The organism is Aliamphritea ceti (assembly GCF_024347215.1).
Taxonomy (GTDB): domain Bacteria; phylum Pseudomonadota; class Gammaproteobacteria; order Pseudomonadales; family Balneatricaceae; genus Amphritea; species Amphritea ceti.
The window spans coordinates 2,154,697-2,177,080 of record NZ_AP025282.1 but is presented as its reverse complement, the minus strand read 5'-3'; the positions used below and the strand labels follow the sequence as shown (position 1 = coordinate 2,177,080).

Here is a 22,384-nt window from a genome sequence, read left to right as displayed (position 1 = left end):
CCCGTTTCCCAACAATCGGTAACAGCATGGAATTACTTTGTCCTGCGGGTAACTTGCCCGCACTGAAATCCGCCATCGATAACGGTGCCGATGCGGTTTATATCGGCTTAAAAGACGACACAAACGCACGCCACTTTGCCGGTCTGAACTTTAACGATAAAAAACTGCTGAAAGCAGCAGACTATGTTCATCAGCATGGTAAAAAGCTTCACGTTGCGATCAATACTTTTGCACAACCCAACGGCTGGTCACGCTGGCAACATGCTGTAGATCAGGCAGTTGATATAGGTTGTGACGCGTTGATCATTTCGGATATAGGTGTACTTGAATACGCCGCGAATACATACCCACACATAGAACGGCACTTATCAGTACAGGCTTCATGCACTAACCTTGAAGCTATTCATTACTATCACAACAATTTCGCCGTCGACCGGGTCGTTCTGCCCCGGGTCCTTTCTATTCAGCAAGTTATTCAGCTGGCTAAAAGCAGCCCGGTTGCATTGGAGGTATTTGCCTTTGGCAGCCTTTGCATCATGGCTGAAGGGCGCTGTTATTTATCCTCCTATATGACAGGAGAATCACCCAATACAGCCGGCGCCTGCTCACCTGCAAAATATGTACGCTGGCAGGAAACAGATCAGGGCACTGAAGCCCGCCTCAATGATGTACTGATCGACATCTATGCCCCGGATGAATCCGCCGGCTACCCAACCCTCTGTAAAGGCCGTTTCGAAGTTGAAGGCAATACCTTTCATGCTTTAGAGGAGCCCACCAGCCTGAATACGCTTGAACTGCTTCCGCAGTTAGCTTCGGCGGGCATTGTCTCATTCAAAATTGAAGGTCGTCAGCGCAGCCCTGCCTATGTTGAACAAATCACCCGTACCTGGCGCCAGGCTATCGATAGTTATCAGCGAAGCCCGGATGATTTCCGTGTTACCGACACATGGCACAAAACCCTGGCCAGCCTTTCTGAAGGTAGCCAGACCACTCTCGGTGCATATCACCGCAGCTGGCAATAGGAGAACATAACATGCAGTTTTCATTAGGTCCGATACTCTATTTCTGGGCCAGAAAAGATGTTCAGGACTTCTATCGTCAGGCGATTAACAGCAGCGCAGATATTATTTACCTTGGCGAGACTGTCTGTTCAAAACGGCGTGAACTTAAAGCAGACGACTGGATCAGCCTTGCTCGGGAGATCAGTGCACAGGGCAAACAAGTCGTGTTATCAACCATGGCATTGCTGGAGTCTCCGACTGAGCTGAACACTCTTCGTAAACTGATCGATAATCATGATATTTTGATTGAGGCTAACGATTTATCTGCTGTTGAAATCGCCCGCCAGAAACAACTGCCCTTTGTCGTGGGCCCAGCCATTAACTGTTACAACCTGGCAACCCTGAAGGTGCTTTTGTCTCAGGGCATGCGCCGCTGGGTAATGCCGGTAGAACTGTCCGGAGACTGGTTATCCAGACTATTGAAAGAAGCTAAAGACGCTGGCATTCGAGAGCAGTTCGAAACAGAGATTTTCAGTTACGGCTACATTCCGCTGGCTTACTCAGCACGCTGCTTTACTGCCCGGGCTGAAAACCGGCCAAAAGACGACTGCAGATATTGCTGCATTAAGCATCCTAATGGTTTGATGATGAAATCCCGTGAAGCAGAAAAGGTATTCCGGCTCAACGGTATTCAGACGATGTCCGGCTATTGCTATAACCTGATCAACGAAGTAGGAGCGATGCAAAACCTCGGTGTCGATATTATGCGGCTCAGTCCTGAATCGCCTGAAACCCTCCAGCAGCTGGAGGCCTTCCGCCAACAGCTAAGCACTCCTTCCTTCACGCCTCTTGAAAAAGAGATTGAATGTAACGGCTACTGGCATCAGATCGCAGGGATGAGCATGCAAGAGGTATAACTGCTGACCTGCTATTTTGCGCAGGCTACGCTCTCTATTACGCATGCAGGCTGTTGATGTAAGCAAAAAAAGCCATAGCGACTGCAATTCACTATGGCCTTTTTTTATAAGCCTGATGGTTAACGGATTAGCTAAAGCAAAGATTTAGCTAAAACAGAGATCCGCCCAACGTGCCAGTCCCTCAGTTACAGACCCCATGTAATTACCACTAACAATTGGAGTATCTGGTAATAAGGTCTTCACTGTATTTCTGACAATCGGCGAACGGGATGAACCTCCGGTGATATACACCACATCAGGCTTTTCACTGCTCTGCTCAAGAATGTCTTTAATTAAGCCTTTAATCTGCCGCATTGGCTCATTGATAGAAGCTTCCATCTCTTCCACCAATACTGAAATATCAACAACTTCATTAAGCAGATGGAGATTCGCCGTATGCTGTGATGCATCTGACAAGGCAATCTTGGTTTTTTCTGCTTCTCCCACGACTAAATGCCCCAAAGATTTCTGATACACCTGAATCAATCGGTCAATCTTTTCAGGATAACGAGCTTCGATTCTCAGTTGTTTCAGGACATCCAGGTTATCAAACGCATAAAAACTTCTCTGAGCATTTACATCATTGGTTGCGACCGGATTCCAAAATGCCATCGAAGGCAGTGTTGTCCCTTTAACAGTCTGGGTATCTTTACCAAACTCTGGCATAAAACGCTGAAAGGCGATTGATATATCCAGGTTATTACCGCCTATAGATCGACCCGCATGTGCAAGTAATGTCTCGGAGCGGTCTTTTTTCTGCAGCCATTGCGGGCCCATACGAATCATTGAGCAATCAGACGTACCACCGCCAATATCGACAACCAGTACGTTTTGCTCTGTGGTCAGAGTCGATTCAAAATCCAGCCCTGCTGCAACCGGCTCAAATTGAAATTCAATATGCTTAAAACCAGCCCGGGTTGCCGCCCGGTGTAAAATACCTTCAGCCTGAATATTCGATGCCTCACCGCCCCGGTTATTAAAATTAACCGGCCGGCCAATCACCGTTTCAGTAACCTCTTCCCCCAGGTAAGCTTCCGCACGACTTTTCACATTTGCCATCATGGCGCAGACAATATCTTCAAACATTGCCAACTGAGCTTCACGAAGCTGTAAAGTACCAAGGAAGGACTTCGGCGATTTTACGTAATATACAAAATCAGGATCTTCCAGATACATATCCCTTGCTTGCTGACCAAACAAAACATCTTCAGGCCGGACATTAATCCCTTCTGCTCTGTTTTCAGCTATCGCACGGCGCAGCACATTTTCACCAACCGTACTCAGTGGTTTTATATCTAAACAACTGAAAAGATACTCTGACACCGATTCCCGGGTAGGTGCACACATTGCAGACAGCAGTAATGCTTCATTTCCTGACAATGGAATTGTTTCTACTCTCTTGCCCGCTACAGGGTCATTAATCACATGTGCGACAGAACAGTTAGATGTCCCAAAATCAAAGCCAATAGCCATCTTTCACCTTCAATATTCTCTAGATTTCCAGTTCAGTCCGATACCGGAAAAACATATTACTTTGTCCCGACTAACAGCGGGTGCGGCACGCTAACAGATACTGTCAGCGACACCTAGAAGTTTTTAAAAAATGCTTAAAAAATGTTTAAAAAGACAACTCCGGATACAGACAGGAGCAACAATGAACGCGGACTGTAAACCGTGTAGCTATAGACAGGTCAAGACACTACTCTGGCAGAATATTTAACTTTTCAGGTGCCCACTGTTTTAGGAAATCTAAAAACAGATGCACCCTGTAAGGCAGATGTTTACGGGTAGGATACATTGCATAAATACTTAACGCCGGAAACTCAGCAATGCCATTAAGTAACTTAAGTTTACCCTCCTCTTCTGCCTCACGTGCAAACATACGCGGAATCAAGGCAATCCCCATACCATCAGACACTGCCTGAATTATACATTCCGTATTCGGCACAGTCAGTGCCCAGGGCTGGCGAAAATTCACTACATTACCATCAACAATTACACTCCAGTAATCACCATATTTACTGCCTCTCATATGTAAGCAATCATGCTCCTTCAAAACATCAAGACTGGCCGGCTTCCCTCTTTCACTAAGATAATCTTCGGAGGCATATAATCCGAAAGTTGTTCGTCCCAGACGGCTGGCAACCATAGAGGAATCGTCCAGCTCGAAAGCCAACCGAATCGACAGATCTATCTGCTCCTTAATCAAATCAAGCGGTGTACTGCTCAGATCAATATCAAAACTCACTTGCGGGTAGGATTTTCGAAACACTTTTACTGCTTCAATCAGAAACGGACTGCCAAGACCATCCGGTGCTGATAGCTTAATTCTGCCTTTAGGATTTGTCTGATGCGCGCTGGTAACAGACTCTTCCAGTTCTGATACATTCGCCAGAATGCTTTTACAGCCATCATAGTAAGTCCGCCCACCAGGGGTCAGCTCCATTCGCCGGGTTGTACGATTAAACAGCATAAACCCCAATTCAGCTTCAATCGCGGCTATACGCCGTCCAACCATCGCAGGTGTTAAGCCAACTGTTTTTGCGGTCTGAGAAAAACTGCCCTTTTCAACCGCTGTTACAAACAGATGCATGTCTCTTAACTTATCCATTCGATACTCCAGGTAAATTCTATAAAGACATTTACCACAATTGTTAACCATTACTATCGAAATTAAGATAAATCCATCGAATTTACAACTCTTCTCCGGAGAACATCATGAGCCAGTCAGTTGTCATCACGCAGCCAGAAACCACCCTTGCACGCTATAACATCGCATTACTTGGCGAAGAAACGTCAGAGCAACTATCTCTCAGAGTTCAGAATGTAAAGCCAGGTGAAGGCACCCCACTGCACATACATACGGACCAGGCTGAAACCTTCCATGTCATCAGTGGGACTTTTCGGTTCAGAGCCGGAAATGACGAGCTCACCGGTGGGCCTGGCTTTACCGTGCATATCCCGAAAAACACACCACACAGCTTTATTTTCGAAGATAAAGCAAACAATGGCCAGTTAATCAGTGTACTGACACCCGGTATTCATGACGGCTTTATACGCAACATTCCGGAAGCTGAAGCAAACGGTACATCGATGGAAGAACTTAGCCAAATGGCTGAAACATTCGGTGCAAAAATTATCGGCCCAAAGCTAACGCCAAAGAGCTAACTCAGCAGCTATTTCCATTTTTTTCATCTGTCATTATGAAAGGTCATCCCATGAAAAAACTTCTTACATCTGTCGCGGCACTCACTCTGACAGCCGGACTAGCGACTAGCCTGACTGCGGCTGCCAGCAGCGAACCCGCTTTCAATCCGGCAAAACCAGTCATGACAAAACTTAAAAACGGCGTCTATCAATACAGTCAATTCTTTTACAACAGCCTGGTAGTGGTGACCAATGAAGGCGTCATCATAACCGACCCATCCGGCGAAAAACGTGCCACGGATATGCGTAATGAAATCCGTAAACTGACGGATCAGCCTGTCGCTAAAGTCATCTATTCCCATGACCATTTTGATCACAGCCGTGGCGGCCAGATATTCAAAGATGAAGGAGCCCAGTTCATTACCCAGGAAGGCTGTGGAGAACTACTCAGCAGAGATTTAGAAAACAAGGTGGTAAAACCAGATCTGACTTATCAGGACGCGTTGAGTATTAAGCTAGGCGACAAACAGGTAGATCTGCACTATTACGGCCCGAATGACGGCAGCTGCATGAGCGTCATTCACATGCCTGAAGACAAAGTACTGGTGGGCGTTGACTGGCATCTGCCCGGTTACATTAATGAGACTTATCGCCTTCCCGCACATAACTATGTAGGTATTCTCAACACTTTCAAACGGGTCCGCACTGAACTTGAGTACGACACAGTAATTAGCGGCCATGCACCAATATCCTCACCTCAACAGTTCGAAGAAGATTACCGCTTTACACAGGCACTGTTTGATGCCGTTTGGGCCGGTATGCAGGCAGGTAAAACGACAGAAGAACTAAAACAAAGTATTCAGTTACCGGCGTTTTCACACTGGCGCGGTTATACAGAAAACCTGCCTGGCCATGTAGAACGTATGTCTTATTCCATCTGGCATGGCAACTAGGAGCCGTAACATGAAAACATTTTTAACACCCGCCATATTGGTTCTCAGCTTGTTTATCGGTACTCAGAGCGCGCAAGCTACTGGCGATACAAAAACAACACAACTGGCAACAAATATTTACACCATAGACCTTCTCCACTACACCAGCCTGGTTGTTATTGGCGAAGAAGAAGTTTTGATCACCGACACTGCGAACCCTTATCGAGCCAATCTGTTAAAACAGGAAATCCAAAGCCTGACGGAAAAACCGGTCGGAAAGATTGTACTGTCCCACGAACACTTTGATCATACCGGTGGTACTGCTGTTTTCCCTGATGCAGAAATCATTGCGCATGAGAATATTCATGATTATGAAGAGCTGGATCCACTGGATATGGTGCCCGACACTATCCATCAGACATTTTCTACGCACATGACAATCGACATGGGGACAACTCAGGTTGAACTGCAACATATGGGCATTGCTGACGGTGCAGCCGTTGCTATCGTTCATCTGCCAGCAGAAAACATTGTGCTTAGCGCTGATATGTATGTGGACGAAGGACTGGGCCGGGGGGTGTATTTAACCGATACAAATCTTCTCGGTGTGCGAAAAACACTTAAAACACTAATCAGTTGGCAGCCAAAACATGCGATTAATGTGCACTCATCCAGTACGGATCTTGCACCGCTAGTTGCTACAGCCAAATTTCTCGATGATCTTTATGATTTAGTGTTACCAGAAATTAAAAACACGCTGGCAACGAATCCGAGTCAACTGGTGCCCCGAATAATAGAGATGAGCGAAAATTTGAAAATGCCCGCGTATAAGGACTGGCCAAACTATCAGGACCTGCCGGTATATATACGCAAGATGTCTTTCGCCATCATCCACGGAGGCTGATATGAAGCTATACGCGTTCAACAGTTGCCCTTTCTGCATCAGGGTTATAACACTGCTGGGAATGAAGAACATCCGTTGTGAGATTAGCTATGTAACACTGGGAAACTTTCCTGAACACCTGCAGCACAAGCTAAGCGCCGCAACTGTTCCAATATTAGAAGTGACCGCTAGCGATATTCTGCTGCAAGATAGCGGTGAAATCATCCGCTACCTGGATCAGTATGATGAGCAGCCACTGTTAAACCATTCACAACAAAAAAACCTGCAAGCTTCAGACGCTCTGAGTAACTGGCTGATCAGCATACGGCCAGATATCAATCTGCTCTGCTATCCACGTATGCCAACTATGAATCTCCCCGAACTGGCCTCCTCTGAAGCACTAGCACGCTTCAGTGAGATGCTTAGTAAACGGTTAGGCATGAGTCCATCGCATGCGCTGTCACTAACGCCGGAATTGCTTAACCGAATCAGCGAAAAGCTGGCACGACTGCCTGATATTATTAGCAGCCCTGCATTCCTGCAAAACCAGCGAGCACTGAATTTTGATGATTTATGCGCCTTCGCTGAGCTCCGCAACCTGACAATGGTCGCCGAGCTCACTTTGCCTGAAGCACTGAGTGATTATCTTAAAAAGATGAGCAGACATAGCGGTGTAATGCTCTTCTCACAAAGCACCACTGCACTGGCACCAGCTAATCAATAGGATAAGGTCTTCAGCCAGTTCTGCTACGAACAAAGCTACTGGCTGATCGCAACAGATCTGACAAAGTCACTGTGTTCAACAAAATATTAGTGACCGATCCATCATAAACTCGGAACAACAGTGCTTTTCTGCCCTTCTGCTCCGGTGGTCAGAATATTCTGATCTCTGGCTATGAATCGCACCAGAGCGGTGTAGTCTTCTGCACCCATTCCATCTGGCAAGAATTCAAAAATCGTCTGCCCGTGAGAAGGTGAACGGCTGAGCTGTTCATCATAGCGAATCGGCTGACATACTTTATCGCCATAAAGGCTCTGTAATTTACGGTAAATATTTTGCGGCTGATCTACCCTGCCATCAAGGAAGGTTGGCAGTACGTAATTCAGATCGATGTCTTTGTACTTTTTGATTGCATGAAGATTTTTAATAAACTCTGCCAAACCATGCAACGACATAACTTCAAGGGATACCGGCGTCAGTACTTCTGTTGCATAGAACAGTACGTTTACCGTTAGCTGATCCCAGCCTGGTGACGTGTCAATGATGACAAAGTCATAGTCTTTATCCAGATCTTCCATCGCTTCGCTGAGCGTCCACTCCGAACCAAAGCTCTTTTTATCAATGATCCGCTTCACCCCAGCCAGAGAACGCCCACCACTTAACAGGGATAAATTCGGTCTCGCCTGAATGATCGTTTCCTGCGGCGTAAGCTCGCCGGTAAGTAACTCGGTCAAACCTGCCTGAGGCTTCTTGCCTAACAGAAAAGAGGACTGCCCCTGAGTATCGGTATCGATCAGTAAAACCTTGTAACCGGCCATTGCCAGGCCAGCACTCAGATTTACCGCCGTCGTGGTTTTACCGACACCACCTTTACTCAATGACACACAAATTTTGCGGGTATGCCTTGGCCCGGAAACAGGCATGGTCAATTTAGGTGGACGTGGAGACTGAACCACATCTGGTTTATTCAGATCAATCTGGAAGCGATGGCTACACGCCTTACAACGGACCACGAATTTTTTGATCGCTGCGAACTTTTTAGTATCAGCACGATGCTTTTTCGAACAGCTGGGACATACGATTATAGTCATGGATTCGCCTTCTTAAGATCTTCCATGATTGCGTTTAACGCAATCTTAGCCAGCCGCTGGACTGACACTTCTGTCTTCGATTTGGAAATAAATTTAAGACTGATTTTTTCGTCTATCTTCCAAACATGAATCGCAAACTTATCGTTCTCTTCTCGCCAGATCAGCTCACCCTGAGAGATCTCAGTTGCAGCCTCTGCTGTATTATCAGCGTCACAAAAAATCAGATTATTGAGTTGTTCCAGTTCTGCTATATCGTCGCTAACATCGTCATTCAGCAATAATCCCATTATGTCGTTGGGTTGGGGGTTATGCATTCTCAAACATCTCTTTTCGCAGAGCCAGCAATGCCTGCTGTAAACTCTGACTTATTAACTCGTCGGTATCCGTCCAGTGAATGCCACAAATCCAGCCGCCGTCAAAATCCAGAGAAGTATGTACTACCTGGCCTTGCAGTCCTTCAAACACCTGATCGCCCAATACAACTTTGCATTCAGCTTTAGTGCCATCAGCAGAAATTGGAGGGGTATCCAGAATGGCAATACAGGCACCTTCCACGCTGATATCCAGCAAAGGATATGCACTGCCATTCATCTCCAGAAAATAATTATCTTTATCCCGTAACGGTAATCGATAGGCTTTTCGGGATACGGCATCAGACTCTGCATCTTCAACCACTTGCTCGATTTCTAAGCTGTCATTATTGGTAAGCTTCATTCGATAACCCCGGTCTGTTTTACCGCACTTCCCCAGCGTTAATGAGGTGTCGAAGCAAGTAATAGACTTAGTTGCCTGAACGCTGAGAATTACTAGAAATTAGCTCATTCTAGGGCATAGAGACCGCCTCTGGCGACGACCATCCGCAATGCACCTCTTAAAATGGGTAATAGGAAAAATCAGGCAAGCCAAGAAAACTGCACATATACTTAAATTCACGACCTGCAATCATTCATGACTAAAGCCCTGAAACACCACTGGCTAAAAAGACCAGCGTCTTAAGGAACAGAACGACGAACATATTCTGAGTTTTGTACAGAGCATTAACCTGACAATGATGAAAAGCCTATACCGTGAGTATCAAAAGAACTGCTAAATTTATCGGAAAACTATACATTGGCATTGGCATGGCAATGTTTGTGTTTGGCTTTATGGCAGCGGTTTATTATTTATAAGTTAAGCGACTACTTCTTTTACAACAGATCCCCTGCTACAAGATACTTATGCACTCAGCAGTAAAATTTCCCCATAAAAAAACCGGCCTTAATTAGCCGGTTTTTTTAGTAAAGCAGCAAATCAGTTTGCTGCCCGCGCAGCTCTTGCTGCATGTAATTTCTTATAGCTTTCGATGAGTCGAAGATGTTTATCCAAACCTTCCAGCTTAGTACTGGTCGGTGTTAAACCATAGAACTTAACATCGCCGTTTACTGAGCCCACGACATTCTCCATCACCTCTTCACCAAACATCCTGCGCAGGTTATAAATGAAATCATCCAGCTCAAGCTCATCGTCCAGTAAAATCTCCAGCACAGCATTCATGGCCTGATAGAACAGCCCACGCTCAACCGTGTTATCGTTGTACTGCAGAAAGCTTGCAACTAATTCCATTGCGTCTTCATACTGTTGCAGAGCCAGGTGAATAAGAATTTTCAACTCAAGAATCGTCAGTTGTCCCCATACCGTATTCTCATCAAACTCAATGCCGATCAGCGTTTTAATTTCGGTATAGTTGTCTTCTTCGCTCTCATCCAGACGCGCAATCAGATCAGCCAACTCTTCATCATCTAAACGGTGCAGATTAAGAATATCCTCACGGAAATGAATCGCCTTATTTGTGTTATCCCAAATCAGATCTTCAACTGGATACACTTCTGAATAACCTGGCACCAAAATCCGGCATGCAGACGCACCAAAATCATCGAAAGTAGCCACATAAACTTCTTTACCCAGCGCTTCCAGAATTCCCATTAAACTGTCGGATTCTTCTTCATTGGTACCTGAGAAATCCCACTCCGAGAATTCGTACTCACTCTTAGCGCTAAAGAAACGCCAGGAAATCACACCCGTTGAATCAATAAAGTGTTCCACGAAGTTGTTCGGTTCAGAGACCGCTTCACTACTGAACGTCGGCGCAGGCACGTCATTCAAGCCTTCAAAGCTACGCCCCTGTAACAACTCAGTCAGACTTCGCTCCAGTGCTACTTCCAAACTTGGATGCGCACCGAAAGATGCGAAAACACCGCCAGTGCGGGGATTCATTAGCGTCACACACATGACCGGGAACTGTCCGCCCAAAGAAGCATCTTTCACCAACACAGGGAAGCCCTGCTCTTCCAGACCAGCAATACCCGCCTGAATACCCGGATACTTAGCCAATACCTCCTCAGGTACATCCGGCAGAACAATTTCTTCTTCAATGATCTGACGCTTCACTGCCCGTTCAAAAATTTCAGAAAGACACTGAACCTTAGCTTCATGAATATTATTACCGGCACTCATGCCGTTACTCAGGAACAGGTTCTCAAGCAGGTTCGACGGGAAATAAACCTCCTGCTTATCAGACTGGCGTACATAAGGTATCGTACAGATACCCCGTTCAAAGTTACCTGAGTTTGTGTCAATCAGGTTAGAGCCCTGTAGTTCGCCATCCGGGTTGTAGATATCCAGACAATAATCATCCATCAGACCTGTCGGTAAGGAATCATTTTCTGTCAGCACAAACCATTTCTCATTCGGGTAATGAACAAAATCACTGTTAGCAATCTCTTCACCGAAATACTGATCGTTATAGAAGAAGTTACAACTGGCCCGCTCGATGAACTCACCCAGTGCAGAACACAGCGCACTTTCTTTAGAAGCGCCCTTACCATTGGTAAAACACATAGGTGAAGCAGCATCACGAATATGCAGCGACCAGACATTAGGTACAATATTCCGCCAGGAAGAGATCTCAATCTTCATCCCCAGGGATTCCAGCATACCTGTCATGTTGGCGATGGTTTTTTCCAATGGCAGATCCTTACCCAGAATCATGGTATTACTGACATCTTCAGAAATACCCATCGCCATAATAGAAGCATCTTCATCAAGATTTTCGACGGTTTCAATCTTGAATTCAGGCTCAGTCTGCACCACCTTTTTTACTGTGCAGCGATCAATCGAACGTAAAATGCCCGCACGGTCTTTTTCAGAAATATCATCCGGCAACTCAACCTGAATCTGGAAAATCTGGTTATAGCGGTTTTCCGGATCAACAATATTGTTCTGCGACAGACGAATGTCTTCCGTTGGGATATCCCGCGCTTTGCAATAAACCTTCACAAAATAAGCAGCACAAAGCGCCGACGAAGCCAGGAAGTAATCAAACGGACTCGGTGCAGAGCCATCGCCTTTATAACGAATAGGCTGATCTGCAGTCACAGTGAAATCATCAAACTTAGCTTCAAGTCGAAGGTTTTCTAAAAAATTAACTTTGATTTCCATTTGATATTTTCCGGAATCGTCAGGTGCAAGATGAGAGGTGAGTATAGGCGTAAATCACCTATTTCTCAGATGCGCAGACTTTACACTGCACGCCGTGCCGGAGCAATTAAAGTAGCCATCTCAAGCATATTCTTGCCGTAACACATCTGCTTGAAGCAATGGTTTTTCTTACTGTATGGTTACTGTAATTCACATCTGTTTATGTTCAGGAGAGAACCATGCCAAAGGAATGCTGTGACGCACTCGAAGAAATCCCCGCCATGATCCACCGCGGTATGATTTTTGAAAAAAATGAACATGAAGTACCTAAGCTAATTTTCTGCTCTCCACAGGGTGATATAAGAGTGCTTCCGAACCGTTTTATAGAAACAGGTGAGATCACTGACTACCAGAATGCCCCTCTGAATGATCCGGCAAAAACACCCACACAAACTTACACACTTGAGAACGCTATCCGTTTTGCTGGCAAGCATACAAAAGTGCAGTTACTGCCAGGGAAATATTACCAACCGGTTTATATCAGCAAACCACATACCAATAATTCTGCACCGCTCACCATCAGTGGAATGGGGAAAAAGACCATTCTCTGTGGCACGAATTCGCCGACAAACATCTATCCAGAATTACCAGGTGCTGACGATTACGCCTTCATTAAGATCAAAGATACCAATGGCATCGTCATTGAAAACCTGTATGCCGAAGGCTGTTGGCCTTGTTTTGTGTTTGCAGAAAACTGCCAGAACGTTCACATCAAACATAACCACATACAGGACGGTCGTTATCCCATTTTTGCCGCAGGCCCTGACAGTGAAGACTTTGAAATCACTCACAATTACTGGAAGCAAGATCCCAGTGAAGCCATTTGGCAAGATATCGACTGGCTCTATACCCATCACACTCACTATTCGCACATGAATGGTGGTTTCTTTGGCAGCCTGAATTTCAAAAGCGGCATTATCTTCAGCCATAACACTATTGAATACGCTTTCAATGGACTGCGCATGGCAATCGATACTGATGATGTTTCAGATCGAAATCTAAACGTACAGATCTATGCGAATACCTTCCGCTACATACGCGATAACGCGATAGAACCTGAAGGCCATGCACTTAACTGGCACATATATCACAACGAGTTTATTAATAATCACGCCCCCTTCTCATTTGATAACGTCGCGGGCGGCCACTGGTTAATTTATGGCAACATTGGCTGGTTTAATGACCAACCAGGAATGCCAAACCAAACTGGCCGGGGCGGTAAAATTTTCAAATTTGGTAAGCATCCAAAAACATCAAAAGACAGCTACATATTCAACAACAGCTGGTATACCCGCTCTTACGCTATTAAAAAAAGCAATATTAACCACCTTCACCACTTTAATAACGCCTATCAGTTTTGTGATCACGCGAATTATACCGACCAACACTGTCTGTGCATCTCGCGGGATGCCTTAACAAAAAAGCTTCCTGAAAACGCAATATGGCCCAGTAATCTCTATTTTGATTACGACATTTCAACAGCGGGCTTTGGTGAACTCAAAGACAAATATAAACAGGAAAAGCACGGTATTACCGATCAGGCATTTGAGTTTAAAGATTCCCTTAAAGGAGATCTGAGACTGAAAACACCCAAGCAGGCTAAAGGCAAACCCCTTTGCGACGTCTTCAATCTTAAGTGGGTTAGCATTCAGTCTAAAAATCCAAACAAAACCAAGAAGATCGCTATCGGTGCGTATCAGGGCGACACGCTGACTAAAGGCCCTGAATTTAAAAAGTATGAATAAAGGGAAACAGCTACCCCCATTTCAGATACACATGGTTATAGGCAATATCTCCCGCCACATATAAGAGCAGTGCAGCCATACATAAATTAAGAACGCGGAAATAACGCGGTTCCCGTATACGTTTTCCCAAATGCGCACCCATCAACAGGTAACTGGCCGGCGCACCAAAAGCCATGCATGAGAGCAATAATGACCAAACTATAATTGCTTCTCCTGAAATCTGCGCCTCAGGAAACTGCACCGTTACTATCGGTAATATAGCCACAAAAGCCTTAGGGTTGAGTAACTGCATTATCAACCCAGCTTTATAATTCAGCCTGTGCGTGGAAGTCTGCTCCACCGCTTCAGCGACCGGTGTCCGAATACTGGACCAGCCAATTTTATACGCCAGATACATGATATACATGCTCCCCAGGCAACTGATCAGTAATTGATAACGGGGACCCACCAGCCAGGCACCGGTATAGCCAAATAATATAAATAACAGCAACATTGCACTTGCTACTCCCAGGCAAAATGCGACTGTCGAGCGTAAATGACCGTTCAGCCCTGCATTCATGCTCAGCAAATTAGCTGGCCCTGGGGTGTACATAATGCCAAAGGCGTACGCGAGTATTTCAACCATAGTGATGACCCTGGAAGTAGAAAAAAAAAGTGGAATTAAATACGGAACTAACTGCTTTGCAGCAGCAATAGCGACTTATTTCAAGCGCTTAGACAATGCTGCTGATATTGCCGTGGGGTCATACCAAAGACAGGTTTAAACCGACGGTTAAAGTGGCTCAGGTCACTGAAACCATATGTGAAAACCACATCGTCAAGTGCTATACCTGACTCGAGATCTTCGCGAGCACGATTTATGCGGCAGTTAAGAAGGTACTGATGCGGCGTAATACCAAATTGCTGTCGAAACATTCGCAGAAAATGATATTTGGACAGGCAGGACTGCTGGCTAATCTCATCCAGAGACATATCCGCATGGATATTGTCATGAATAAAGTCCCGTGCCCGCAGCAATAACTGATCTGATTTCCGTTGTTTTGTATCGGTAGAGCACTCGCCATAACGCTTCGCGATGCGCTCAGCCATCCGAAAAAGCTCGCACTCTTCCTGCAGTTGGTCCCCGGTTTTGTTTTCAATAAACAAAGCCATACTGAGGATACTCTGACGCAACTCAGGATCATCCAGCATAGTATCGACAATCTGAAAGTCTTTGCTGTGCCTGATACCGGCACTTTCAAGCATAGGCTCGAGCTGATCAGGGTGTATATAGAGCATGCGATACTGCAAGGTATCATCCACTCCGGACTGACCATCATGAACCTCACCTGGATTAAAGATAATAACGTTACCCGGATGACTGCGATGAAATGCACGACCAGCAAAAAAATCCTGCCGGCCTGCTAGCGTTACACCGAAGGAATATTCCTCATGGGCATGCCTGCCATAAGAAAAATCATTCATCTCAGCCTGCAGCACCGTCACCTGATCCAGGTTCTTGCTTTTGAAGTATTGGAACTGATTATCACATTTCATCATCTGTCACCGCTAACACACAGTAAGCCATTCACAGGCACAGATGAAGTATAGAGCGAAGCACACACAAATTACTTGGACAAAATTGCGCGTTTTACGCCACTTAATTTCTCGATATAACAAATTTAGCGGCGGGTCTTTTTCTTACCTAAACGCTGTGAACCGCCTCTGCTGTTTGTCGCTTTTGGCTTATGCTGTCGACCTGCCGCAGCACCTGATGACTTGCCGGATCTTGACGGCTTTTTAGACTGTGCTGATTTACCGGATTCATTCGACTGCCGAGAGCCTGATGACTTAGAATTAGACTGTTTTGAACCAGGCTTTTTTGAACCGGATTGTTTTGAACTGCCTTGCTTAGAACTGCCTGAAGAAGACTTTTCTACTGACTTCAATAACACCATCAGCTCTTCGTCAGTCAGGTCCCGCCATTCACCTGCAGGTAAGCCCTTCAAGTCAATATTCATAATACGCACACGGCTGAGCTTCTCGACTTCGTAGCCAAAGTGCTCACACATACGACGAATCTGACGGTTAAGCCCCTGAATCAGAGTGATCCGGAAAGCATGGGAGGATTCTTTTACCACCTTGCACTTTTTGGTCGTGACTCCGAGCATGGGAACCCCGGCACCAAGACCCGTAATAAACTCATCGGTAACAGGCTTATTAACGGTGACGATGTATTCTTTCTCGTGGTTATTACCGGCACGCAGTATTTTGTTTACCAGATCGCCATTACTGGTCAGAAAGATCAGCCCCTGCGAATCTTTATCTAGCCGGCCGATCGGAAAAATCCGCTCGCTGTGGTTTACAAAATCTACAATGTTATTTCGTTCACTGCTTTCAGTCGTACTGACAACGCCCACCGGCTTGTTCAAAGCAATAAAGATAAACTCTTCGGCATCCTGAGGCTCAATCGGCTGACCATTAACTTTTACCAGATCACCCGGAGATACTTTGTCACCTATCTGTGCCCGCTTGCCATTAATGTAAACATTACCCTGCTCAATATAGCGATCGGCTTCTCTTCTCGAGCAAATGCCACTTTCACTTATGTACTTATTTAATCGGGTAGAGGTGTCATTAAACATATAATTTCGTCTTAATAATTTGAATATGGCAGGCAGGAAAACCGAATTACCTTAATTAAGAAGCGACAGCGCTTCAGATCAGGCGTTTCCACAGCACAGCAAGGTAACAAAAGGCACAGATATATGCCATTTATTTGCTTTCCTTTACTGAGATTTACCTAAGCCTTTAGCAAACAGAAAAACTTTAACTGTTCCACCAAACAACTACTTATAATCACAGAAGTGTCAGTCATGATTAGCTAACGAACTCACTGGCCGTAAGCGTATTGGATGAGATAACACGATAGAGGTACGGGTTTCACCATACTGATTAATACTGCCGGCAAAATCCTCCAGGTGTTGCAAATCCCGGGTAACTACGCGTATGACGTATGAGTCCTGACCGGTTACGTGCAGGCACTCGATAACTTCAGGCATATCCGTGAGCAACTTAATCAGGCGGGCTTTATCCGGCTGTAAGGTCGTCATAGCCATAATAGCCATTACCCCATACCCTACAGACTCAGGTTTAACTACTGCCCGATAACCGCTGATAATGCCCGCTTCTTCCAGCCGTTTCAGCCTTTCAGAAGTAGCAGGTAATGACAAACCGATCTCAGCTGCTAATGCCTTTAAAGAAATACGGCCATCATTTTGTACAGCGTTTAAGATTTGCCAGGAAATAGGATCAATATTCATAGTTTCGGCCAAAATTGATTTTTACCTAAATAGTTTAGCCTAAATCAAACCATTGCCGTAACTAACCTATTCAAATAATTTGCGCCTCTTGTCAGAATATTTGTATTGTTTTTACGGATATTCACGGAGATATCGATGGACTATGTATTACTTACCAAAGCATCAGTAATAGGCTTATCAATCGCAGCCCCTGTCGGACCTATTGGGCTGCTATGCATGCAACGTACACTCATCAGCGGTGCTAAAACAGGCCTTGCCTGCGGATTAGGCGCTGCAACTGCTGATGCTATTTACGGTGCTATAGGTGCTTTTGGTTTAACCGCCGTCACTCAAATATTCACAACCGCAGCAACACCACTTGCACTATTTGGCGGCCTGTTTCTGATCTGGATGGGTTACCAACTGCTGAGGACGTCAGCCAACACTAAAGCAGCATCTTTGCAGGTCGGAACAAGTAACATTCAGGCGTTTATATCAACCATGGCGTTAACCCTGGCTAACCCAATGACAATTCTGTCATTCATCGCAGTGTTCTCTGCATTAAGTGGCAGCATGATGCTCAATACCCAATCCGCCATGACTATGGTGACAGGTGTATTTCTCGGTTCAGCTATATGGTGGCTGATGCTATCCACATCGGTATCTATCATCCGACATAAAATACACGCATCAACAATTGAGCTGATCAGCAAAGCGGCAGGAGTGTTACTGCTAGGATTTGGCGGCTGGCAAATCTTAAGTGTCGTTCTGTAAACAAACACTCTGTAACTAAAAGGTGGCGACAGTTAAAGCCATTCCATCGCACAGCATCGATTACGAAACCAAAGTAGCCAAAAAAATATTTAGCTATCAGATTGCTCATTCTGAGCGCGATCTAACTGGCCTATATCCAACACAGGAGCAGCATCGAGATGCTGTGCGTTGAGCATGAAAGCAACCCGTTCCAGGCTTGCCACAACCATCGACTGCTCCCAGTTTTGTATATCTTCAAAGTGACGCACAAACACATCCTGCTGCGTGGTGGGAGCCCCTTTCATCAACTCAACGCCATCGTCAGTGAGGCTAACCCATACCTTGCGTTTATCTTCGACACCACGCTCCCGGGCAACTAAAGCTTTTTTCTCAAGACGATCCAGAATACTGGTGACGGTAGCCTGAGTTATAGCCATTTCTTTGGCCAGCTCACCGGTCGTCAGATGGACATTTTCCCGTAGCGTTTGCATAACTATCAGCTGTGCAGGAGTCAGCCCTGTTCTGCGGCTAATTTCTTTGTCCTGCATATCAGCAGATCGAATAATCTGTCGCAGCAACACAAGTGCTTTCTGGCTATTTTCCATCAATATTCCTGCTCAGCAATGAAGCAATGACACTTTAAAATCGGCCATTCTACGTATTTAACGCGCCTTTATCTATCTACCCACAGGTTTCAAATCAATTTTATTTGTAATTCAAAACAATTATTTCAGTACTTTATGCTAAATACCTACATTTTACTGTTGTTAAAGACAATTCAGTATGTTCTATAATAAAAGAAGCTTAGCAATGCTAAATATTCGTAATACTATCAATTAGGGATGCAATGAATACTTCAGGCGTAACTTTACGCAAACCCACCGCTAGAGATGGCCAGTCAGTACATCAACTTATATCCAGAATTCCAGAATTAGATAGCAACTCCAGCTACTGTAATCTGTTGCAGTGCTGTCATTTTGTAGACACGTCTATTATTGCTGAAAAGCATGGCAATATTTTAGGTTTCATCAGCGGTTACCTTAAGCCGGGCAATCATAAAACCTTATTCATCTGGCAAGTAGCAGTCAGCTCAGACGCTCGTAATTGTGGGCTTGGCAGTCAAATGCTTCAGCAACTTCTCGAACGAGATGAACACATCTCTGTTACTCACCTGGAAACAACGATTACTGAAACAAATAATGCCTCATGGGCATTATTCAACCGGCTGGCAAAGCACTTCGACGCACCGCTTGAGCATTCAGTGATATTTGACCGGATAACTCACTTCAACGACGAGCATGATTCTGAGCTACTCGCCAGAATCGGCCCTCTGTCACGTTAATACTTCGCCTTTCTAAATAAATCATATAATTCACTATCAAAGAGTACTGTCATGAAAATTTTTGAAGAGATTGAATCTGAAGTTCAATCCTACGCCCGCTCGTTCCCACGCATCTTTAACAAGGCTCAGGGCGAACATTTGTATGACGAGGATGGCAATCAATACCTTGATTTTCTGGCAGGTGCCGGCACGCTGAACTACGGCCACAACAACCCTATATTTAAGGAAAAACTTCTCGACTACATCCATAGCGATGGCATTACTCACGGGCTTGATTTACATACCAAAGCAAAGGGCGAATTTATGGAGGCTTTCAACGAAAAAATCCTTAAGCCCCGTAATCTCAACTATGTAATGCAATTCACAGGACCGACCGGAACTAACGCTGTTGAAGCTGCCTTAAAACTGGCCCGTAACATTACCGGACGGGAAAACGTTATCAGCTTCACCAACGGATTCCATGGTGTCAGCATGGGCGCGCTTGCCGCTACCGGCAACTCTCATCACCGTGGTGCAGCAGGTGTCAGCTTGAGCGGCGTTAGCCGAATGCCTTATGACGGATATTTAGGTGACGATATTGATACCACGGTTTATCTGGACAAAGTACTCAGCGATTCAAGCAGCGGTATAGATAAACCTGCAGCTGTTATTGTTGAAACCGTTCAGGGAGAAGGCGGTATCAACGTAGCCGATGTCCAATGGCTCAAGCAACTTGATTTCGTATGTAAAAAGCACGAAGTACTCTTAATTGTGGACGATATTCAGGCCGGCTGCGGTCGTACAGGCACTTACTTCAGTTTCGAAGAGGCAGGCATCAAACCGGACATTGTCACCCTTTCTAAATCACTGGGTGGATACGGACTCCCCTTCGCTGTAGTCCTGTTCAAACCAGAGTTGGATCAGTGGAAACCCGGCGAGCACAACGGTACTTTCCGCGGTAATAACTTTGCATTTGTAACAGCCAAAGCAGCCATTGATCACTATTGGTCTGATGATGTTTTCAGCAAAGAAATAATGCGTAAAGGCAGCTTTGTATCAGACCGCCTTACCAAGATCGTAAAGCAATACGGTAACGGTAACTTCACTACCCGCGGCCGCGGCATGTTCCAGGGTATCAATTGCGTCAACGGCGAACTGGCCGGAAAAATCACTAAGAAAGCATTTCAGAAAGGCCTGATTATCGAAACAAGCGGTGCAGATGATCATGTTGTAAAGCTCTTTTGTCCGCTCATTATCGATATCAATAATCTGGCAAAAGGCATCGATATTCTGGAGGAAGCTATCCGTGAGGTTTGCGCTACAGAAGATTCAATTCCGGAACAGAAAAAGTACTTCGACCCGGTCGCACTTGCCAGCTAAGCATGCCTCAGCAAGCGCTGATTTATATCTGGATGGAGAACGTTTGCTCCTTCCAGAAAGGGAACCAGGACAGACATATATTCTGACCTGCATTAGTGGCTCAGGCCTGATTCGTCTGATGTCCCGCTCCCTACCCTGCCGCATTAAACCGCAACAGGTTTTATTGATCCCGGCCGATGAAGTGGTCACCGTATCCGGCAGTGAGGATATGGTGATCACGCTCGAGCCCGATACATAACAGCATAATTGAATGAAGGAATAGTAATGATCGTTCGTGACTTAATAACAGCAGAACAAAGTAATCGCCGAATTGTATCCCCTGATGGCAACTGGGAGAGCACCCGCATGCTACTCAAGGATGACAATATGGGTTTCTCCTTCCATATCACCACTATTTATAAGCATGCCGATTTTCAGATGCATTATCAGAATCATCTGGAATCCGTTTACTGTGTTTCAGGTGAGGGCGAAGTTGAAACATTATCTGACGGCAAGGTATACCCAATTAAACCGGGCACGCTTTACATTCTGGACAAGCATGACAAACATATTCTGCGAGCCTTTGAAGAAATGCAGATGGCCTGCGTTTTTAACCCTCCACTGAACGGAAAAGAAGTTCATAACACTGAAGGTGCCTATGAACTGGAAGCTGAAGCTGTATCGGCCTGATAATCAACCTGGGAGGGTATTTTATGACAAACCAAGCGCAACCAACTGATATCTACCCTTCCCGCCAGGGACTGGAGCACTATATCGAACGCCAGGATCCAACTGTCTATGCTTCCGGAAACAGACTAACACCAGTCTCTGATAAGCAGATCAGACATTATGCTGAAAACGGCTTCATGATTCTGGAAGGATTGTTCTCTAAAGCGGAAGTGCAAATATTTCAACAGGAACTGGAACGACTGCACAATGACGAAGCCGTCAAAAACTCTGGTGAAACTATTACTGAACCAGAAAGCGGTGACGTAAGGTCAGTGTTTCGTGTACATGAAAACAACCCGATTTTCAGCTCACTTGCGGCGGACGAACGGTTAGCTGAATTGGCACGCTACATTCTCGATGACGATGTGTATATTCATCAGTCCCGTCTTAACTATAAACCGGGCTTTCGCGGTAAAGAATTTTACTGGCATTCAGACTTTGAAACCTGGCACGTAGAAGATGGAATGCCTCGAATGCGAGCGCTAAGCATGTCTATTACGCTGACAGAAAACCATGAGCATAATGGTCCGCTTATGCTAATTCCGGGGTCACATCGCCAATACGCCGCCTGCGCGGGTGATACGCCTGACAACCATTACCAGGCTTCTCTCAAAAAGCAGGAATACGGCGTCCCTTCTGACACTCAACTGAAAGACATGGTGAAGAAAGGCGGAATCACAGTCGCCAAGTGCAAGCCCGGCAGTGTCATAGTGTTTGACTGCAACACTATGCACGGCTCCAATGGCAACATTACTCCGGAGCCCCGTTCAAATGTTTTCTTTGTCTATAACGCCATCAGCAACCGGGTTCAGCAGCCATTCTGCCACCAGCCACCGAGGCCGGAATATATTTGCAGCCGTGACAAGATCACCCCTTTGTCTTCAGTCGCTATATAGCAAAAAAATGAGCCGCTAATTAGCGGTTCTTCATTTACATCCAAACTATCACG

General features: G+C 45.5%; 23 protein-coding genes. 12 read left to right on the top strand and 11 right to left on the bottom strand.

The window, feature by feature from the left end:
• Positions 1-26 precede the first annotated feature (26 nt).
• Both ubiU and OCU49_RS09995 read left to right on the top strand, forming a co-directional pair.
• Positions 27-1,022, top strand: a complete 996-nt coding sequence (ubiU, locus tag OCU49_RS10000; protein ID WP_261844836.1) for a ubiquinone anaerobic biosynthesis protein UbiU — start codon at positions 27-29, stop codon at positions 1,020-1,022.
• 11 nt (positions 1,023-1,033) lie between these two features.
• A complete protein-coding gene (locus tag OCU49_RS09995) occupies positions 1,034-1,918 on the top strand; it encodes a U32 family peptidase (protein WP_261844835.1) in 885 nt (294 codons plus the stop codon).
• A gap of 144 nt (positions 1,919-2,062) precedes the next feature.
• On the opposite strand, the gene yegD is transcribed toward OCU49_RS09995, so the two are convergent.
• Complete coding sequence (gene yegD, locus OCU49_RS09990) at positions 2,063-3,430, bottom strand: molecular chaperone (protein ID WP_261844834.1); 1,368 nt, start codon at positions 3,428-3,430, stop codon at positions 2,063-2,065.
• A 226-nt stretch (positions 3,431-3,656) separates the two neighbouring features.
• On the bottom strand, positions 3,657-4,568 hold the full coding sequence (locus tag OCU49_RS09985) for a LysR family transcriptional regulator (protein WP_261844833.1): 912 nt from the start codon (positions 4,566-4,568) through the stop codon (positions 3,657-3,659).
• A gap of 107 nt (positions 4,569-4,675) precedes the next feature.
• Here OCU49_RS09985 and OCU49_RS09980 point away from each other — a divergent pair, with 107 nt between their 5' ends.
• The 4 genes from OCU49_RS09980 to grxB are packed head-to-tail and all read left to right on the top strand — an operon-like array spanning position 4,676 to position 7,643.
• Complete coding sequence (locus OCU49_RS09980) at positions 4,676-5,125, top strand: cupin domain-containing protein (RefSeq protein WP_261844832.1); 450 nt, start codon at positions 4,676-4,678, stop codon at positions 5,123-5,125.
• Positions 5,126-5,175: 50 nt separating this feature from the next.
• Positions 5,176-6,057: an MBL fold metallo-hydrolase gene (locus OCU49_RS09975; protein WP_261844831.1), complete on the top strand. Its 882-nt coding sequence runs from the start codon at positions 5,176-5,178 to the stop codon at positions 6,055-6,057.
• Between the two features lie 10 nt (positions 6,058-6,067).
• A complete protein-coding gene (locus OCU49_RS09970) occupies positions 6,068-6,940 on the top strand; it encodes an MBL fold metallo-hydrolase (protein ID WP_261844830.1) in 873 nt (290 codons plus the stop codon).
• Between the two features lies 1 nt (position 6,941).
• Complete coding sequence (gene grxB, locus OCU49_RS09965) at positions 6,942-7,643, top strand: glutaredoxin 2 (protein WP_261844829.1); 702 nt, start codon at positions 6,942-6,944, stop codon at positions 7,641-7,643.
• A 101-nt stretch (positions 7,644-7,744) separates the two neighbouring features.
• Here grxB and OCU49_RS09960 read toward each other — a convergent pair whose 3' ends face one another.
• The 4 genes from OCU49_RS09960 to OCU49_RS09945 all read right to left on the bottom strand — a co-directional run bounded on the left by OCU49_RS09960 (position 7,745) and on the right by OCU49_RS09945 (position 12,208).
• Positions 7,745-8,731, bottom strand: coding sequence for an AAA family ATPase (locus OCU49_RS09960; protein WP_261844828.1), 987 nt, complete (start codon positions 8,729-8,731; stop codon positions 7,745-7,747).
• On the bottom strand, positions 8,728-9,045 hold the full coding sequence (locus tag OCU49_RS09955; RefSeq protein WP_261844827.1) for a hypothetical protein: 318 nt from the start codon (positions 9,043-9,045) through the stop codon (positions 8,728-8,730). Before OCU49_RS09955 ends, OCU49_RS09960 begins: the two co-directional genes overlap by 4 nt.
• Complete coding sequence (locus OCU49_RS09950; protein ID WP_261844826.1) at positions 9,038-9,445, bottom strand: PilZ domain-containing protein; 408 nt, start codon at positions 9,443-9,445, stop codon at positions 9,038-9,040. Before OCU49_RS09950 ends, OCU49_RS09955 begins: the two co-directional genes overlap by 8 nt.
• 576 nt (positions 9,446-10,021) lie before the next feature.
• Positions 10,022-12,208 carry an OsmC domain/YcaO domain-containing protein gene (locus OCU49_RS09945; protein WP_261844825.1) on the bottom strand — a complete coding sequence of 729 codons (2,187 nt, stop codon included), beginning with the start codon at positions 12,206-12,208 and terminating at the stop codon, positions 10,022-10,024.
• A 218-nt stretch (positions 12,209-12,426) separates the two neighbouring features.
• Between OCU49_RS09945 and OCU49_RS09940 the strand changes: the two genes are divergently transcribed.
• Positions 12,427-13,992 (top strand): right-handed parallel beta-helix repeat-containing protein, encoded by a 1,566-nt coding sequence (locus OCU49_RS09940; RefSeq protein ID WP_261844824.1) that lies wholly within the window; start codon positions 12,427-12,429, stop codon positions 13,990-13,992.
• Between the two features lie 10 nt (positions 13,993-14,002).
• Here the strand turns inward: OCU49_RS09940 and OCU49_RS09935 are convergent, their stop codons facing one another.
• The 4 genes from OCU49_RS09935 to OCU49_RS09920 all read right to left on the bottom strand — a co-directional run bounded on the left by OCU49_RS09935 (position 14,003) and on the right by OCU49_RS09920 (position 17,294).
• Positions 14,003-14,617 (bottom strand): LysE family translocator, encoded by a 615-nt coding sequence (locus tag OCU49_RS09935; RefSeq protein ID WP_261844823.1) that lies wholly within the window; start codon positions 14,615-14,617, stop codon positions 14,003-14,005.
• A gap of 80 nt (positions 14,618-14,697) precedes the next feature.
• Positions 14,698-15,531, bottom strand: coding sequence for an AraC family transcriptional regulator (locus tag OCU49_RS09930; RefSeq protein WP_336605377.1), 834 nt, complete (start codon positions 15,529-15,531; stop codon positions 14,698-14,700).
• A gap of 122 nt (positions 15,532-15,653) precedes the next feature.
• On the bottom strand, positions 15,654-16,616 hold the full coding sequence (gene rluF, locus OCU49_RS09925) for a 23S rRNA pseudouridine(2604) synthase RluF (RefSeq protein WP_261844822.1): 963 nt from the start codon (positions 16,614-16,616) through the stop codon (positions 15,654-15,656).
• Between the two features lie 225 nt (positions 16,617-16,841).
• The gene (locus OCU49_RS09920) at positions 16,842-17,294 is read right to left on the bottom strand and encodes an Lrp/AsnC family transcriptional regulator (RefSeq protein WP_261844821.1); all 453 of its coding nucleotides are present in this window, start codon (positions 17,292-17,294) and stop codon (positions 16,842-16,844) included.
• A 135-nt stretch (positions 17,295-17,429) separates the two neighbouring features.
• Between OCU49_RS09920 and OCU49_RS09915 the strand changes: the two genes are divergently transcribed.
• Positions 17,430-18,047: a LysE family translocator gene (locus tag OCU49_RS09915; protein WP_261844820.1), complete on the top strand. Its 618-nt coding sequence runs from the start codon at positions 17,430-17,432 to the stop codon at positions 18,045-18,047.
• Between the two features lie 89 nt (positions 18,048-18,136).
• On the opposite strand, the gene OCU49_RS09910 is transcribed toward OCU49_RS09915, so the two are convergent.
• Positions 18,137-18,631, bottom strand: a complete 495-nt coding sequence (locus tag OCU49_RS09910) for a MarR family winged helix-turn-helix transcriptional regulator (RefSeq protein WP_261844819.1) — start codon at positions 18,629-18,631, stop codon at positions 18,137-18,139.
• A gap of 242 nt (positions 18,632-18,873) precedes the next feature.
• Between OCU49_RS09910 and ectA the strand changes: the two genes are divergently transcribed.
• The 4 genes from ectA to thpD all read left to right on the top strand — a co-directional run bounded on the left by ectA (position 18,874) and on the right by thpD (position 22,331).
• Complete coding sequence (gene ectA / locus OCU49_RS09905; protein WP_261844818.1) at positions 18,874-19,368, top strand: diaminobutyrate acetyltransferase; 495 nt, start codon at positions 18,874-18,876, stop codon at positions 19,366-19,368.
• Positions 19,369-19,419: 51 nt separating this feature from the next.
• The gene (gene ectB, locus OCU49_RS09900; protein ID WP_261844817.1) at positions 19,420-20,727 is read left to right on the top strand and encodes a diaminobutyrate--2-oxoglutarate transaminase; all 1,308 of its coding nucleotides are present in this window, start codon (positions 19,420-19,422) and stop codon (positions 20,725-20,727) included.
• Between the two features lie 264 nt (positions 20,728-20,991).
• Positions 20,992-21,396 carry an ectoine synthase gene (locus OCU49_RS09895; RefSeq protein WP_261844816.1) on the top strand — a complete coding sequence of 135 codons (405 nt, stop codon included), beginning with the start codon at positions 20,992-20,994 and terminating at the stop codon, positions 21,394-21,396.
• A 23-nt stretch (positions 21,397-21,419) separates the two neighbouring features.
• The gene (gene thpD, locus OCU49_RS09890; RefSeq protein ID WP_261844815.1) at positions 21,420-22,331 is read left to right on the top strand and encodes an ectoine hydroxylase; all 912 of its coding nucleotides are present in this window, start codon (positions 21,420-21,422) and stop codon (positions 22,329-22,331) included.
• Positions 22,332-22,384 lie beyond the last annotated feature (53 nt).

Bases quoted from the DNA above. Each gene is read 5' to 3' on its own strand.
- OCU49_RS09945 (WP_261844825.1), bottom strand. From the start codon at position 12,208: ATGGAAATCAAAGTTAATTTTTTAGAAAACCTTCGACTTGAAGCTAAG.
- OCU49_RS09940 (WP_261844824.1), top strand. From the start codon at position 12,427: ATGCCAAAGGAATGCTGTGACGCACTCGAAGAAATCCCCGCCATGATC.
- OCU49_RS09980 (WP_261844832.1), top strand. From the start codon at position 4,676: ATGAGCCAGTCAGTTGTCATCACGCAGCCAGAAACCACCCTTGCACGC.
- yegD (WP_261844834.1), bottom strand. From the start codon at position 3,430: ATGGCTATTGGCTTTGATTTTGGGACATCTAACTGTTCTGTCGCACAT.
- ectA (WP_261844818.1), top strand. From the start codon at position 18,874: ATGAATACTTCAGGCGTAACTTTACGCAAACCCACCGCTAGAGATGGC.
- OCU49_RS09930 (WP_336605377.1), bottom strand. From the start codon at position 15,531: ATGATGAAATGTGATAATCAGTTCCAATACTTCAAAAGCAAGAACCTG.
- OCU49_RS09920 (WP_261844821.1), bottom strand. From the start codon at position 17,294: ATGAATATTGATCCTATTTCCTGGCAAATCTTAAACGCTGTACAAAAT.
- OCU49_RS09985 (WP_261844833.1), bottom strand. From the start codon at position 4,568: ATGGATAAGTTAAGAGACATGCATCTGTTTGTAACAGCGGTTGAAAAG.
- OCU49_RS09975 (WP_261844831.1), top strand. From the start codon at position 5,176: ATGAAAAAACTTCTTACATCTGTCGCGGCACTCACTCTGACAGCCGGA.
- OCU49_RS09955 (WP_261844827.1), bottom strand. From the start codon at position 9,045: ATGCATAACCCCCAACCCAACGACATAATGGGATTATTGCTGAATGAC.
- OCU49_RS09895 (WP_261844816.1), top strand. From the start codon at position 20,992: ATGATCGTTCGTGACTTAATAACAGCAGAACAAAGTAATCGCCGAATT.
- ubiU (WP_261844836.1), top strand. From the start codon at position 27: ATGGAATTACTTTGTCCTGCGGGTAACTTGCCCGCACTGAAATCCGCC.
- OCU49_RS09995 (WP_261844835.1), top strand. From the start codon at position 1,034: ATGCAGTTTTCATTAGGTCCGATACTCTATTTCTGGGCCAGAAAAGAT.
- OCU49_RS09915 (WP_261844820.1), top strand. From the start codon at position 17,430: ATGGACTATGTATTACTTACCAAAGCATCAGTAATAGGCTTATCAATC.
- OCU49_RS09950 (WP_261844826.1), bottom strand. From the start codon at position 9,445: ATGAAGCTTACCAATAATGACAGCTTAGAAATCGAGCAAGTGGTTGAA.
- OCU49_RS09960 (WP_261844828.1), bottom strand. From the start codon at position 8,731: ATGACTATAATCGTATGTCCCAGCTGTTCGAAAAAGCATCGTGCTGAT.
- OCU49_RS09970 (WP_261844830.1), top strand. From the start codon at position 6,068: ATGAAAACATTTTTAACACCCGCCATATTGGTTCTCAGCTTGTTTATC.
- ectB (WP_261844817.1), top strand. From the start codon at position 19,420: ATGAAAATTTTTGAAGAGATTGAATCTGAAGTTCAATCCTACGCCCGC.
- thpD (WP_261844815.1), top strand. From the start codon at position 21,420: ATGACAAACCAAGCGCAACCAACTGATATCTACCCTTCCCGCCAGGGA.
- rluF (WP_261844822.1), bottom strand. From the start codon at position 16,616: ATGTTTAATGACACCTCTACCCGATTAAATAAGTACATAAGTGAAAGT.
- OCU49_RS09910 (WP_261844819.1), bottom strand. From the start codon at position 18,631: ATGGAAAATAGCCAGAAAGCACTTGTGTTGCTGCGACAGATTATTCGA.
- grxB (WP_261844829.1), top strand. From the start codon at position 6,942: ATGAAGCTATACGCGTTCAACAGTTGCCCTTTCTGCATCAGGGTTATA.
- OCU49_RS09935 (WP_261844823.1), bottom strand. From the start codon at position 14,617: ATGGTTGAAATACTCGCGTACGCCTTTGGCATTATGTACACCCCAGGG.